The 14,491-nt window shown below is 58.8% G+C and carries 10 protein-coding genes; 6 read left to right on the top strand and 4 right to left on the bottom strand.

The window, feature by feature from the left end; genetic code table 11:
* Positions 1 to 434: 434 nt before the first annotated feature.
* The gene (locus AC07W5_RS21040) at positions 435 to 3,329 is read right to left on the bottom strand and encodes a ribonucleoside-diphosphate reductase subunit alpha (protein WP_495024251.1); all 2,895 of its coding nucleotides are present in this window, start codon (positions 3,327 to 3,329) and stop codon (positions 435 to 437) included.
* Positions 3,330 to 4,065: 736 nt separating this feature from the next.
* Here AC07W5_RS21040 and AC07W5_RS21035 point away from each other — a divergent pair.
* The gene (locus AC07W5_RS21035; RefSeq protein ID WP_494993663.1) at positions 4,066 to 4,791 is read left to right on the top strand and encodes a response regulator; all 726 of its coding nucleotides are present in this window, start codon (positions 4,066 to 4,068) and stop codon (positions 4,789 to 4,791) included.
* Positions 4,788 to 6,398 carry an ATP-binding protein gene (locus AC07W5_RS21030; protein ID WP_495012967.1) on the top strand — a complete coding sequence of 537 codons (1,611 nt, stop codon included), beginning with the start codon at positions 4,788 to 4,790 and terminating at the stop codon, positions 6,396 to 6,398. Before AC07W5_RS21035 ends, AC07W5_RS21030 begins: the two co-directional genes overlap by 4 nt.
* Positions 6,399 to 6,556: 158 nt before the next feature.
* On the opposite strand, the gene AC07W5_RS21025 is transcribed toward AC07W5_RS21030, so the two are convergent.
* Positions 6,557 to 7,282 carry a 4'-phosphopantetheinyl transferase family protein gene (locus AC07W5_RS21025; protein WP_494993665.1) on the bottom strand — a complete coding sequence of 242 codons (726 nt, stop codon included), beginning with the start codon at positions 7,280 to 7,282 and terminating at the stop codon, positions 6,557 to 6,559.
* A 125-nt stretch (positions 7,283 to 7,407) separates the two neighbouring features.
* Entirely contained in the window at positions 7,408 to 8,199 is a 792-nt protein-coding gene (locus AC07W5_RS21020; RefSeq protein WP_494993666.1) for a dienelactone hydrolase family protein, read from the bottom strand.
* Between the two features lie 206 nt (positions 8,200 to 8,405).
* Between AC07W5_RS21020 and AC07W5_RS21015 the strand changes: the two genes are divergently transcribed.
* The gene (locus AC07W5_RS21015; protein ID WP_494993667.1) at positions 8,406 to 9,083 is read left to right on the top strand and encodes a response regulator; all 678 of its coding nucleotides are present in this window, start codon (positions 8,406 to 8,408) and stop codon (positions 9,081 to 9,083) included.
* Positions 9,080 to 10,426 (top strand): ATP-binding protein, encoded by a 1,347-nt coding sequence (locus tag AC07W5_RS21010; RefSeq protein ID WP_494993668.1) that lies wholly within the window; start codon positions 9,080 to 9,082, stop codon positions 10,424 to 10,426. The genes AC07W5_RS21015 and AC07W5_RS21010 overlap by 4 nt, the downstream gene beginning before the upstream one ends.
* 46 nt (positions 10,427 to 10,472) lie before the next feature.
* Here AC07W5_RS21010 and AC07W5_RS21005 read toward each other — a convergent pair whose 3' ends face one another.
* On the bottom strand, positions 10,473 to 11,471 hold the full coding sequence (locus AC07W5_RS21005) for an AraC family transcriptional regulator (protein ID WP_495024250.1): 999 nt from the start codon (positions 11,469 to 11,471) through the stop codon (positions 10,473 to 10,475).
* A 336-nt stretch (positions 11,472 to 11,807) separates the two neighbouring features.
* Between AC07W5_RS21005 and AC07W5_RS21000 the strand changes: the two genes are divergently transcribed.
* Both AC07W5_RS21000 and AC07W5_RS20995 read left to right on the top strand, forming a co-directional pair.
* Complete coding sequence (locus AC07W5_RS21000; RefSeq protein WP_494993670.1) at positions 11,808 to 13,154, top strand: dicarboxylate/amino acid:cation symporter; 1,347 nt, start codon at positions 11,808 to 11,810, stop codon at positions 13,152 to 13,154.
* Between the two features lie 150 nt (positions 13,155 to 13,304).
* Positions 13,305 to 14,486 carry a CaiB/BaiF CoA transferase family protein gene (locus AC07W5_RS20995; protein WP_495024249.1) on the top strand — a complete coding sequence of 394 codons (1,182 nt, stop codon included), beginning with the start codon at positions 13,305 to 13,307 and terminating at the stop codon, positions 14,484 to 14,486.
* The last annotated feature ends 5 nt before the right edge of the window (positions 14,487 to 14,491 follow it).

Here is a 14,491-nt window from a genome sequence, read left to right as displayed (position 1 = left end):
CTGGCTGGCTGACAGCGCTTCAAAAATAGCCCCTCATTGCAGGGGCTTTTTTGTGTGCGCCCAGCATTGATCATTCCCACGCTCCCGCGTGGGAATGCATCCTGTGACGCTCTGCGTCACCTCTACAGCGGACGCAGAGCGTCCGGGGCGGCATTCCCACGCAGAGCGTGGGAACGATCAAGACCATGAACGTCGCGTAAGGCGAGTTCAGCGTCATCGAGCGTTAGGGTGAAACAGGTGTAAACCTATTTCAGGACTAGACATGATGATCGTGCGGTGCCTGGTCTGGCGTCATCGCGCCGGCTCTCGACAGTGCTGCGGAGCATGGGAGTGATCAACGTTCCACTTTTATCCAGGCAAAAGAAAACCCCCGATAAATCCGGAGAATCTATCGGGGGTTCAGACAAGCGCCTTGCAGCGCTTATCGGCTCAGCTTATTGGCAAGCTTCGCAATCCGGCTCGTCGATAGCGCAGGCTTTTGGCACTGGCGCGGGACCGGCAGGAGCTGCCAGTACCGAATCGTCACCGTGGTTGCCGCCGCTGGAAACAGCGTTCAGCTTGCTGGTGCTGATGGTCGACTTCTCGGTGCTGGTCGCGGCCAGGGCACGGAGGTAGTAAGTGGTTTTCAGGCCACGGTACCAAGCCATACGGTAGGTCACGTCAAGTTTCTTGCCCGATGCGCCGGCGATGTACAGGTTCAGCGACTGAGCCTGGTCGATCCACTTCTGACGGCGGCTGGCGGCGTCGACGATCCACTTGGTATCCACTTCGAAAGCAGTCGCGTAGAGCTCTTTGAGTTCTTGCGGGATGCGTTCGATCTGCTGCACGGAACCGTCGTAGTACTTCAGGTCGTTGATCATGACCGAGTCCCACAGGCCGCGGGCTTTCAGGTCGCGAACCAGGTACGGGTTGATCACGGTGAATTCGCCCGAGAGGTTCGATTTCACGTACAGGTTCTGGTAGGTCGGTTCGATCGACTGCGATACGCCGGTGATGTTGGCGATGGTAGCGGTCGGTGCAATGGCCATGATGTTGGAGTTACGAATACCTTTCTGTACGCGGGCACGGACCGGTGCCCAGTCCAGGGTTTCGTTCAGGTCGACATCAATGTACTTCTGGCCGCGTTGTTCGATCAGGATCTGTTGCGAATCCAGTGGCAGGATGCCTTTGGACCACAGCGAACCCTGGAACGTCTCGTAGGCGCCGCGTTCATCAGCCAGGTCGCAAGAAGCCTGGATCGCGTAGTAGCTGACGGCTTCCATCGACTTGTCGGCGAACTCGACGGCTGCAGTGGAACCGTACGGAATGTGCTGCAGGTACAGCGCGTCCTGGAAGCCCATGATGCCCAGACCGACCGGACGGTGCTTGAAGTTGGAGTTCTTCGCTTGTGGCACCGAGTAGTAGTTGATGTCGATCACGTTATCGAGCATCCGCACGGCGGTGTTCACGGTGCGTTGCAGCTTGGCGGTGTCCAGCTTGCCGTCAGTGATGTGGTTCGGCAGGTTGATCGACCCGAGGTTGCAAACAGCGATCTCGTCCTTGTTGGTGTTCAAGGTGATTTCGGTGCACAGGTTCGAGCTGTGAACCACGCCAACGTGCTGCTGTGGGCTGCGCAGGTTGCATGGGTCTTTGAACGTCAGCCATGGGTGGCCGGTTTCGAAGAGCATGGAGAGCATTTTGCGCCACAGGTCTTTGGCCTGGATGGTCTTGAACAGTTTGATCTTGCCCGGGTACTGGGACAGGGCTTCGTAGTACTCGTAACGCTCTTCGAAGGCCTTGCCGGTCAGGTCGTGCAGATCCGGTACTTCGGACGGCGAGAACAGGGTCCACGGACCGTCATCGAAGACGCGCTTCATGAACAGGTCAGGGATCCAGTTGGCGGTGTTCATGTCGTGGGTACGACGACGATCATCACCGGTGTTCTTGCGCAGCTCGATGAACTCCTCGATGTCCATGTGCCAGGTTTCCAGGTAGGCACAGACAGCGCCTTTGCGCTTGCCACCCTGGTTCACGGCCACTGCGGTGTCGTTCACCACTTTCAGGAACGGTACGACACCCTGGGACTTGCCATTGGTACCCTTGATGTAAGAGCCCAGCGCGCGAACCGGAGTCCAGTCGTTGCCCAGACCGCCAGCGAATTTCGACAGCATGGCGTTGTCATGAATGGCGTGGTAGATGCCCGACAGGTCATCCGGCACGGTGGTCAGATAGCAGCTCGACAGCTGTGGACGCAGGGTCCCGGCGTTGAACAGGGTAGGTGTCGAGGACATGTAGTCGAAGGACGACAACAGGTTGTAGAACTCGATGGCGCGGTCTTCTTTGTTCTTCTCTTCGATCGCCAGGCCCATGGCCACGCGCATGAAGAAGATCTGCGGCAGTTCGAACCGGATGCCGTCCTTGTGGATGAAGTAACGGTCGTACAGGGTTTGCAGGCCCAGGTAGGTGAACTGCTGATCACGCTCGTGGTTGATCGCCTTGCCGAGCTTTTCCAGGTCGAAGCTGGCCAGAACCGGGTTCAGCAATTCGAACTCGATACCCTTGGCGATGTACGCCGGCAGCGCCTTGGCATACAGATCGACCATTTCGTGATGGGTGGCGCTTTCGGCAACTTCGAGGAAGCTCAGGCCTTCGGCACGCAGGGTGTCCATCAGCAGGCGAGCGGTCACGAAGGAGTAGTTCGGCTCACGCTCAACCAGAGTACGTGCGGTCATCACCAGAGCAGTGTTGACGTCTTTGAGCGCCACGCCGTCGTAGAGGTTCTTCAGGGTTTCGCGCTGGATCAGATCACCGTCGACTTCTTCCAGGCCTTCACAGGCCTCGGTCACGATAGTGTTCAGACGACCCATGTCGAGCGGCGCAAGGCTGCCATCGGCGCGGGTGATGCGGATCGATGGATGGGCTTGTACCGGCTCGTCGGTGGTGGAGCGGGTGGCGCGCTCTTTGGAGCGGGCATCACGGTAGATCACGTAGTCGCGAGCGACTTTTTGCTCGCCGGCACGCATCAGGGCCAGTTCGACCTGGTCCTGGATTTCTTCGATATGGATAGTGCCGCCCGATGGCATGCGACGCTTGAAGGTCGCGGTGACTTGTTCGGTCAGGCGGGCAACGGTGTCGTGGATTCGCGACGAGGCAGCGGCGGTGCCGCCTTCAACTGCGAGGAACGCTTTGGTGATGGCGACGGTGATTTTGTCATCGGTGTAAGGAACGACAGTGCCGTTACGCTTGATCACGCGCAGTTGGCCAGGCGCCGTGGCGGACAGATCCAGATTCGAATCAGTGGCCTGCGGCGCGGTGCCCTGCGGGTTCTCGCGAGTTGTGTCGGTTTGCATGGGTGTCTCCACGTTCTCTATGTTTGTTTGGGCACCGTCACGGCGCCCACCGTTCTGTCCTGAAGCACTACAACCGACAAGCGTCGGGCATAACGACTTCGGGACAGTAGGAAGGAGCTCTTTCGGGCGTCGCTTCCATGCCGAAGTCTTTGGTTTGCAGCCACAGGGCTCAAAACCGAATTCCTGATGGGTGACAGTATTTGTACTGCGACACCCGTACCGTTTTCGCGGCCAGAGGCTGGAAAACAGCTGCCATCCGCACACGCGGTTTGGTCTTCTGAAAAAGTGTTTAGTTCAACCAAGCAGGAGCAAGAAAAGCTCTTGAGTTTCTTGTCTGATTTGTGTTTGGTTTTTTGTGTGAAACCCTACATGTAGGGTTTTTTTGTCGTTGGGCTACAAGATAATGCGTTTTGGGGGGCGATTGCAACGTGCTACCTGTGGATAAAGCTGTGCGTAAATTGTGTATGAAACCGCCAAACGCAGTGTAGGCCGCGACAGCACTGGAGTAGACCGTTTGTCACTGAATTTTGCCGTTGAAAACAGCCTTGGACGGATTTTTGCGGGCGCGAACCCTATCACAAAATAACGCAGGTACCGAGCGCATTTACCTGCTTGTATTTTCAAGGGGAGCCGTTGCTACAATCGCCCCATCTCTATGCAGTCTTATCCACCCAAATCATTACAAAAAGACGGGTGGATCCTTCCTGAATGTGGTTTTGCCAAGAAGAGGTCACCCGTGGAGCAAGAAGCCTGGCAGGTATTGATTGTCGAGGATGACCAGCGTCTGGCTGAGTTGACCCGCGAGTACCTGGAGAGCAACGGTCTGCGGGTTGCTATCGAAGGTAACGGTGCGCTGGCCGCGGCTCGGATCATTGCCGAGCAACCGGACCTGGTGATCCTTGATCTGATGCTCCCTGGCGAAGACGGCTTGAGCATCTGTCGCAATGTGCGTGATCGTTATGACGGGCCGATCCTGATGCTGACCGCGCGTACCGACGACATGGATCAGGTGTTGGGTCTGGACATGGGCGCCGATGACTACGTCTGCAAACCGGTACGCCCGCGCTTGTTGCTGGCACGGATCCAGGCTTTGCTGCGCCGCAGTGAACCGCCTGAAGCGGTGGCTCCTGAAAAGCTCAGGCGTCTGCAGTTCGGCCCGCTGGTGGTGGACAACGCACTACGCGAAGCCTGGCTGCATGACAACGGCATCGAGCTGACCAGTGCCGAGTTCGATCTGCTGTGGTTGTTGGTGGCCAATGCCGGGCGGATTCTTTCCCGCGAAGAGATTTTCACCGCGCTGCGGGGCATCGGTTACGACGGTCAGGATCGCTCCATTGATGTGCGGATCTCGCGCATCCGTCCGAAGATCGGTGATGACCCGATTCATCCGCGGCTGATCAAGACCATTCGCAGCAAAGGTTATCTGTTTGTCCCCGAAGCTTGCGTAGACGTAGTGCTGTGAACTCGATTTTCCTGCGTATCTACGGCGGCATGTGCGCAGCGCTGATTCTGGTCGCGGTGCTTGGCGTACTGGCCTTGCACCTGCTCAATCAGGTGCGCAGTGAGCAATACCGCGAGCGCCTGGCGCACGGTACGTTTTCGTTGATGGCCGACAACCTGCAACCGATGAGCGAGATCGAGCGGCACCGGGCGTTGGTGGTGTGGGAGCGTTTGTTGGGGATTCCTCTGGCCTTGCAGACCTTCACTCAAACCAGCCTTGACCTGAGCCAGCGCAATCGCGTGCAGCGAGGTCAGGTGCTGGTGGAACAGACCGGCCCGCACGCGGCGAAGGTCTATCGATTGGTCAGCGATAAAGAGCAACTGCTGCTGACCGGTGAAGTAAAGCAAATCAGTGAGCAACTGGCGCGGGCAACGATTTACCTGTTGGCCGATGAGCTGGTGCGTTACCCGGTCGCCGAGCAACCGCAGCGCCTGGCGGCGCTGAAGGCAGACAAGGGCTTTGGCTTTGAGCTGCAACTGGTCACCCTCGATCAGGCAGATATGGATGAGGACCAGAGTCGCCGGGTCGCCGAAGGCGATACGGTGATGGCGCTGGGCAAGGGGGGCGATTCGATCCGGGTGTTTGCCGGAATGGTCGGGACGCCTTGGGTGTTGGAAATCGGTCCGCTGTATCAGATGAACCCTTATCCACCTGAATGGCTGGTGTTGATTGCTGCGCTTGGCTTGAGCCTGATCGGTTTGATTGTGTATTTGCTGGTGCGGCAACTGGAACGGCGTTTGAGCGGTCTGGAATCGGCTGCGACGCGGATCGCCAAGGGCAGCCTGGAAGCCCGGGTGCCGGCTCGCGGTGCCGACTCGATCGGGCGTCTGGCGGCCGCATTCAATGGCATGGCCGAGCACCTGCAGCGCCTGTTGGCGATTCAGCGCGAGCTGGTGCGGGCCGTGTCTCATGAGTTGCGCACACCGGTGGCGCGTTTGCGTTTTGGTCTGGAGATGATCGGTGCTGCCACCACACCGCAAGCGCGGGAGAAGTACAGGGTGGGCATGGACAACGATATCCAGGACCTCGATCGGCTGGTGGACGAAATGCTCACCTACGCACGCCTGGAGCAAGGCTCGCCGGCACTGAATTTCCAGCGGGTCGATCTGGATGCCTTGGTCAATCAGGTCATCAGCGAGTTGGCGCCTTTGCGAGCTGAGGTCAAGGTCCAGCGGGGCATTTGTCTGTCGGCCAACGACTGTGATGACGCCTGGGTCGAGGCCGAGCCGCGCTACTTGCATCGAGCGTTGCAAAATCTGCTGAGCAACGCCATGCGTCACGCCGAGTCACAGGTGTTCATCAGCTATCAGGTCGGCCAGCAGCGTTGTCGGCTGGATGTCGAGGACGATGGTCCCGGGGTTCCGGAAACCGCCTGGGAAAAAATCTTCACGCCGTTCCTGCGCCTGGACGATAGTCGCACCCGCGCCTCCGGTGGGCATGGCCTGGGGTTGTCGATCGTGCGGCGGATCATTCACTGGCACGACGGCCGGGCGCTGATCAGCAAGAGCAAGAGTCTGGGTGGGGCGTGTTTTAGCCTGAGCTGGCCACGGCATCAGGAGAAGCGTTGAGTTTGGTCCCTGGCATATCTATTGGCTGTTAGATCGCCATCGCGAGCAAGCTCGGCTCCTACAGGGCATATAGGTTGTGCCCATATCCCGCGACCAACACAAATCCTGTAGGAGCCGAGCTTGCTCGCGATGGCGGCCTGACAGACACTAAAAATCTCTCAGGCCTCAATGCTGACCAGACTCAGCAACTGCCCATCGCCTGTACAATACTGCGCATCAAGCTCACTGCCGTTGCGCCATTCGCTGGAGAGGTCAGTCAGCAGGCGCAGACGGGCATGCCCGTTTTCGTCCCATTCAAGCACCTCGGCATGCTCGAAATAGAAGCGTTGCTGGACGATCGGGTAGAGCGCCTTGAACAGGCTTTCTTTCACTGAGAACGTCAGGGTCACTAACAGGGCGATCTGTTCCTGGGGGGCGCTGGCCATGCGTTGCAACTCGGGCGGGGTGAGGATTTCTCCGGCCAGTCGCTGGGCGCGCTCTGTATTGAGCAGGTTTTCCAGGTCCATCCCCAATCCGCGCCAATGTTCCTTATGCGCAACAATGGCTGCAGCCCGGCCGGTGCTGTGGGTGATCGAACCGCAGATGTGCGCCGGCCACACCGGTGCGCGATCCTCACCAATGGCCGGGATGCAGTCGAGCCCTTCAAGCTGCTGCAAGGCGGCCCGGGCGCAGAGGCGTCCGGCAAGAAATTCGGTTTGGCGCTTGGCCACCGAACGTTGAATGCTCGCGGGCGGTTCGATAGCGCAGCGCTGGAAATCATCAGGCGCCAACTGTGACGGATCGAAGTGAGTACCGAGCAGCACTGTGTGCGGCAGAACGACAGGCAACGGCCAGTGGGCATCGAGTGGAGTGCAACAGGCGGGAAGTGCGGAGGGCGGATTCATGTCGGGCATTTTGCCGGGTTGCGTTCAGGCTGGGTAGTAGCCTGATGCGATCCCTGTGGCAAGGGAGCTGGCTCCCTCGCCACGGTACTGATGCCTGGCTCGGAATTTTCTTGCTTGCGGGCATATCACCCAAAGATCTTCTTGAAGAAAGCCTGCATATCCGCCCATGAGTGTTCATCGGCGGCCTTGTTGTAGCCAATGTCCGGCCCGCCATGGTCGCCGTGACTCAGGCGATCGGCGTCCGGGTTGCTGAAACCGTGTTTGGCGCCTTCCAGGCTGACGAATTTATAGTCGGCGCCAGCCTTGTCCATTTCGGCCTTGAAGGCGCTGACGTTGTCTGGCGTGACCATGCTGTCCCTGGCGCCGTGCTCAACCAGCAGTTTGGCCTTGACGCTACCGGCTGTGGCCGGGGTGTCAGTCATCAGCGCTCCGTGGAAACTCACCACACCGGCCAGTGGCACGCCCCGGCGTGCGGCATCCAGCACGATTTTGCCGCCGAAGCAGTAACCGATGGCGGCGAGTTTGTTCGGGTCGGTCTGCGGCTGCTTTTTCAATAAATCGAGCCCGGCATTGAAGCGGGCGCTGGCTGTCGCGTTGTCTTTCAATGCCGCCTGCATAAAGGCCTTGGCGTCGTTCGGATGCTCGGTATTTTTACCTTCGCCATACATGTCGATGGCCAGCGCGCTGTACCCCAAAGCGGCGAGGTCACGGGCGCGGCGCTTGGCATAGTCGTTGAGCCCCCACCATTCATGAACCACGACGATGCCGGGGCGAGCGCCCTGAATGCTGTCGTCATAGGCGTAGTAGCCGATCAGCCGGGTGCCATCGGAGCCCTGATAGGGGATTTCCTGGGTCTTGATCGCCGCCTGGCTCAGCCCGCTCAAGGCCAATAATACGAAAGCAAGGAACACGCGCATGGTCAGTTCTCCTTTGAAAGACGTCCAGACAGCGTAGTCGATTTGGTTCAGCTCAGGTTCAGAGAACGTTCAGGGGGAGTTCAGGGGCAGGTGGTTAACCTTGCAGCAGTTTTCGCAGAACACTTCAGCTGAACTGGGTTACCGTTATAAGCGATCAGGGCGCGATGAAGCGCCCTTGGAGAGTTGATTTTGCCTGGAAGAGCTTTATGAAACTGCTGGTTGTCGAAGATGAGGCGCTGCTGCGTCATCATTTGCAAACCCGACTCACGGACAGTGGTCATGTGGTCGAGGCGGTGGCCAATGCCGAGGAGGCACTGTACCAGACCGAGCAGTTCAACCATGACCTGGCGGTGATCGATCTCGGCCTGCCGGGCATGGGCGGTCTTGATCTGATCCGCCAGTTGCGCTTGCAAGGCAAGACGTTTCCGATCCTGATTCTTACTGCCCGCGGTAACTGGCAGGACAAAGTAGAAGGGCTGGCCGCTGGCGCCGATGACTATGTGGTCAAGCCGTTCCAGTTCGAAGAGCTGGATGCGCGGTTGAATGCGCTGTTACGCCGCTCGAGCGGGTTTACCCAGGCGACTATCATCGCCGGGCCCTTGTTGCTTGATCTGAATCGCAAACAAGCTTCCCTCGATGAACAGCCGCTGGCCTTGACTGCCTATGAGTACCGAATCCTCGAGTACCTGATGCGTCATCATCAACAGGTGGTGGCCAAGGACCGCCTGATGGAGCAGCTCTATCCGGATGACGAGGAGCGTGATCCGAACGTGATCGAAGTCTTGGTCGGGCGCTTGCGACGTAAACTGGAAGGGCCGTCCGGGTTCAAGCCGATCGATACCGTGCGCGGTCTGGGCTATTTGTTCAACGAGCGCTGCCGGTGATCCGTTCGCTACGCTTGCGCTTGATGCTGGCGGCGACGACCCTGGCCGTGCTGTTCATGCTGGCGCTGTTGCCGGCCATGCAGGGGGCGTTCAGCCTGGCATTGCAGGATTCCATCGAGCAGCGCCTGGCCTCGGATGTGACCACGCTGATTTCTGCGGCGCGGGTCGAAAACAATCGTCTGTTGATGCCGGAGCAGTTGCCGGATGAGCGTTTTAATCTCACCGACAGCCGTTTGCTCGGTTACATCTATGACCGCGAAGGGCATCTGGTCTGGCGCTCGAGAGCGACCAAGGAAGAAAACATCAACTACACGCCACGTTACGACGGGCGTGGCAGTAAGTTTGCGAGGATTCGTGAGGCCGATGGTCAGGAGTTCTTCGTCTATGACGTCGAGGTCAAATTGCTCGGCGGTAAAAATGCGGCGTTCAGTATTGTTGCCCTGCAACCGGTGCGTGAGTACCAGCTGACGCTGGAAGGGCTGCGGGAAAATCTCTATCTGGGTTTCGGTGCCGCGTTGTTGGTATTGCTGGCGCTGCTCTGGATTGGTTTGACCTGGGGTTTGCAGGCATTGCGGCGCTTGAGTCAGGAGCTGGACCAGATCGAGGGCGGGACCCTTGAAAGCCTCAGTGAAGAGCACCCTCGTGAGCTGCTGCGATTGACCGGTTCGCTGAACCGCTTGTTGCATAGCGAGCGCGAGCAGCGCAGTCGTTATCGGGATTCTCTGGATGACCTGGCCCACAGCTTGAAAACCCCGTTGGCGGTCTTGCAAGGGGTGAGTGAGGACATGGCTCAGCGACCGCAGGGGCGGGATCAGGCCAGGGTGCTGCAAACCCAGATCGAACGCATGAGCCAGCAGATCAGCTATCAATTGCAGCGCGCGAGCCTGCGTAAAAGTGGCCTGGTGCGCCATCAGGTCCGGCTACGGCCGGTGCTGCAAAGCCTTTGCGATACACTGGACAAGGTCTATCGCGACAAGCAGGTGCGGGTTTCCCTGGACCTGTCGCAGCATTGCTATGTGCCGATCGAGCAGGGCGCCTTGCTCGAGATGATGGGTAACCTTTTGGAGAACGCCTACCGTTTATGCCTGAGCGAGGTACGCATCAGCGTGCGGGAAGCCTTGAGCGGCATCGAGTTGTGCGTGGAAGATGACGGCCCCGGCGTACCGTCGGGCCAGCGCGCACGGATACTTCAGCGAGGAGAGCGCCTGGACATACAGCATCCGGGACAGGGCATCGGTCTGGCGGTGGTCAAGGACATCATCGAAAGCTACGGCGCGCGGCTGACGCTGGATGATTCGCCGCTGGGCGGGGCAGCGTTCCGGATTCATTTTCCGGTGGTTTGAATGCACTTCACCTAGCAGATTGGCTGAATCGGTAAAGGTCGTGCGCTCAATTCTCCTGGGCGCGATAAGCCCCAGGCGTCAGACCGGTCCATTTCTTGAACGCCCGGTGGAAGGCCGAGGGCTCGGAAAAACCGAGTTGCTCGGCGATCTGTTGCAATGACAGATCGGCGCGTCCCAAGTGGTAAATCGCAATGTCGCGGCGCAGTTGGTCCTTCAACTCCTGAAAACTCGAGCCTTCCTCCCGCAAATGCCGGCGCAGGGTCTGTGGGCTGATGTGCAGGTGTTGAGCGACTGTTTCAAGATCGGGCCAGTGTGAGCTGTCACGGCTGAGCAGGCGCCGCAATTGGCTGCTCAAACTGTCACCGTCATCTGGCCGTGACAGCAGATCGGCTGGCGAGCGTTCAAGGAAATGTTTGAGCGTGCGTTCGTCTTGCAGCACAGGCATGCTCAGGTAGCGACTGTGGAATAGCAGGCTGCTGTCTGGTGTCGAGAACACCAGCGGGCAAGGGAACAGCAAGTCGTATTCGGCGCCGTGTTCGGGTTTCGGGTAGCTGAATGTGGCTTGCTCCAGGCGAATGCGCTGGCCGATCAGCCAACTGCCCAATCGATGCCAGATCACCAGCAAGCACTCGCAGAGGAAGTGGTCGGGGTCCCAAAACTGCGAATCGTCCAGGCTCAGGCGGGCCATTTCGCCCTCGCGGGTCAGGCTCAGACGCGGAGCCTCGGGGAATAGGCTATAAAATAATAAGCCGCGATTGAGTGCTTTTTCCAGGTTGCGGCAGTGAATCAACGCGTGGCACATCATGGCGAAGGTGCCGCGTTTACTGGGGCCATGGCCAAACCCCAGGTATTCGTCATCGAGCGCCTGCCAGAGCAATTGCAACAAGCCAGTGAATTGCTCGGGCGCGAGGCGTGCTTTGGGCTCCTCCAGCAACTCTGCGCCGATGCCCAGTTGTTGCAGCAAGCCCGAATAGTCAAAGCCCTGCCTGCGCGCTCCGCCGAGGGCGGCACGGGCGAAATGGCTGGCGATGGTACGTTCGCGCATAAGGGTAGGTCCGTCCATTGAGGGGGCGATGTTAGCCACGCCCCCTGGCGATGGACAAGGCGGATATCCGCCAAATTGCAGGATGATGGCCGGTCTATGGGCGGATATCCGCCACTTTGGCCAGGAGGAATGTTCCGGTTATTTTTGCTTACCCCTTATGCCTAAAGGCTTTCAGGGTTTTTTCGGCAAGGTGGCACGGGCTTTGCGGTAAGGGTGAGAGATCTGCCAGCGCGCAGCTCGACAAAACAAATCCCTCCAGTGCAGGAGGGTTCGCACTGTAGGTGTCGTGGGCGTCAGAGGGATGATTGCCGGGCGACATTCTTGAGGAACTTTGCAATGACGACTCGTCAGCCATTTTACAAATCCCTGTATCTGCAGGTGATCGTAGCCATCGCTATCGGTATTCTGATCGGCCATTTCTATCCTCAGACAGGCGTGGCGCTCAAGCCGCTGGGTGACGGGTTCATCAAACTGATCAAAATGATCATCGCGCCGATCATCTTCTGCACCGTTGTCAGCGGTATCGCTGGCATGCAGAACATGAAGTCGGTCGGCAAGACCGGCGGTTACGCGCTGCTGTACTTCGAAATTGTTTCCACCATCGCTTTGCTGGTGGGTCTGGTCGTGGTCAACATCGTCCAGCCGGGTGCCGGCATGCACATCGATGTGAGCACGCTGGATGCCTCCAAGGTCGCTGCCTATGTGGCTGCCGGTGCTGATCAAAGTGTCGTTGGCTTTCTCCTGAACGTCATTCCGACCACCATTGTCGGCGCATTCGCCACCGGCGATATCCTGCAGGTGCTGATGTTCTCGGTGATCTTCGGTTTCGCCCTGCATCGCCTGGGTTCCTACGGCAAGCCGTTGCTGGACTTCATCGATCGCTTCGCCCACGTGATGTTCAACGTCATCAACATGATCATGAAGCTCGCACCAATCGGTGCGTTGGGCGCCATGGCCTTCACCATCGGTGCCTATGGCGTCGGTTCGCTGGTGCAACTGGGCCAGCTGATGCTCTGCTTCTACATCACCTGCGTAGTGTTCGTGCTGGTGGTGCTGGGCGGTATCGCTCGTGCTCACGGCTTCAGCGTGATCAAGGTGATCCGTTACATCCGTGAAGAGCTGCTGATCGTACTCGGCACTTCCTCTTCGGAATCCGTGTTGCCGCGCATGCTGATCAAGATGGAGCGCCTGGGTGCGAAGAAATCGGTAGTGGGTCTGGTGATCCCGACCGGTTACTCGTTCAACCTCGACGGTACTGCGATCTACCTGACCATGGCCGCGGTGTTCATCGCTCAGGCGACCGACACACACATGGACATTACTCATCAGATCACCTTGCTGGTGGTGCTGTTGTTGTCCTCCAAAGGCGCCGCTGGCGTGACCGGTAGCGGCTTCATTGTGTTGGCCGCCACCCTGTCCGCCGTTGGTCACCTGCCGGTTGCCGGTCTGGCACTGATCCTCGGTATCGATCGCTTCATGTCCGAAGCCCGTGCCCTGACCAACCTGGTGGGCAATGCTGTTGCGACCCTGGTTGTGGCCAAGTGGGTCAAGGAGCTGGACGTAGACACGCTGCATGTCGAATTGGCTTCCGGTGGTCGCGGCATTACCAACGTCCGTGACGAAGACGATCTGGTTGTGGCTGAAAGCCCAGCCACAACCCCGACCTCAACGTCCGTCAAGTAAGACCGCGTTGTAATGAAAAACCCGCTTCGGCGGGTTTTTTCATGGGCGCGGTTTGAGCGCAACGGTCAGTCCAGCTGATGCTTGCGGTGATTGCCGTGGGCTTGCCAGCTGCCTACTCTGGAGGTAGTCGATCTGGATTGTGGAGCGTTCATGCAAGGTCCTCTGGCATCACTCAAAGTACTGGATTTTTCCACCTTGCTGCCAGGGCCGTTCGCCTCGCTGTTGCTGGCGGACATGGGCGCCGAGGTATTGCGCATCGAGTCGCCGGCCCGCATGGATTTACTGCGCGTGCTGGCGCCCCATGATCAGGGCATATCCGCCAGCCACGCCTACCTCAACCGCAATAAACGCAGCGTGGCGCTGGACCTCAAACAGCCCGCGGCGCTGGACGTGGTCAAGCAACTGGTGCAGGACTACGACATCGTTCTGGAGCAGTTTCGCCCAGGTGTCATGGAGCGTCTTGGGTTGGGTTATGAAGCCTTGAAGACGATCAATCCAAAGCTGATTTATGTCTCGATCACCGGCTATGGTCAAACCGGCCCGTACAAGGATCGCGCCGGTCATGACATCAACTACCTGGCCCTGGCCGGGCTGGCCAGTTACACCGGGCGTCAGGACAGCGGGCCGTTGCCGTTGGGAATTCAGGTGGCGGACATTGCCGGTGGTTCGCTGCATGGGGTGATTGGTCTGCTGGCGGCAGTGATTGCCCGTCAACACAGCGGGCTGGGTCAGCACCTGGACGTGAGCATGACCGACTGCGCCTTCAGTCTTAACGCCATGGCCGGTGCTGGCTATCTGGCCTGTGGTGTCGAGCCCGAATGGGAAAACCAGATGCTCAACGGCGGCAGCTTCTACGACTACTACCGCACTCGTGATGGCCGCTGGCTGTCGGTGGGCAGTCTTGAACCTGCATTCATGCGGCAGCTCTGCGCGGCGCTGGGGCGCCCGGAACTGGTGGGACAGGGCTTGTCGCCCGAGCCTGAACAGCAGCAGGCGCTCAAACTGGAGTTGCAGATTGAGTTCGAGAAGCATGCCTTTACCGAGTTGTGCGAGTTGTTCGCAGGTGTCGATGCCTGTGTCGAGCCGGTGCTCAGCCTGGCCGAGGCCTTCGAGCATCCCCAGTTGAAAGCGCGGGAACTGGTCAGCCAGGTGCCTCGGGTCGATGGCAGTACGCAGTCGCAGATGGCCTGTCCGTTGAAGTTTTCAGATGGATTACCCGAGCCTCGGCATATTGGTGCGCAGTTGGGCGCGCATACCGATGAGGTTTTGATGGAGTTGGGGTATGGCGCTCAGCAGATTGAAGAGCTGCGTAGTGCCAGGGTGATTGGTTAGCGCCC

This window comes from Pseudomonas sp. GW821-FHT01E05 (assembly GCF_059422425.1).
This window is presented reverse-complemented; position numbering and strand designations above follow the sequence as displayed.

Bases quoted from the DNA above. Each gene is read 5' to 3' on its own strand.
- AC07W5_RS21040 (WP_495024251.1), bottom strand. From the start codon at position 3,329: ATGCAAACCGACACAACTCGCGAGAACCCGCAGGGCACCGCGCCGCAG.
- AC07W5_RS21025 (WP_494993665.1), bottom strand. From the start codon at position 7,282: ATGAATCCGCCCTCCGCACTTCCCGCCTGTTGCACTCCACTCGATGCC.
- AC07W5_RS21020 (WP_494993666.1), bottom strand. From the start codon at position 8,199: ATGCGCGTGTTCCTTGCTTTCGTATTATTGGCCTTGAGCGGGCTGAGC.
- AC07W5_RS21015 (WP_494993667.1), top strand. From the start codon at position 8,406: ATGAAACTGCTGGTTGTCGAAGATGAGGCGCTGCTGCGTCATCATTTG.
- AC07W5_RS21005 (WP_495024250.1), bottom strand. From the start codon at position 11,471: ATGCGCGAACGTACCATCGCCAGCCATTTCGCCCGTGCCGCCCTCGGC.
- AC07W5_RS21000 (WP_494993670.1), top strand. From the start codon at position 11,808: ATGACGACTCGTCAGCCATTTTACAAATCCCTGTATCTGCAGGTGATC.
- AC07W5_RS20995 (WP_495024249.1), top strand. From the start codon at position 13,305: ATGCAAGGTCCTCTGGCATCACTCAAAGTACTGGATTTTTCCACCTTG.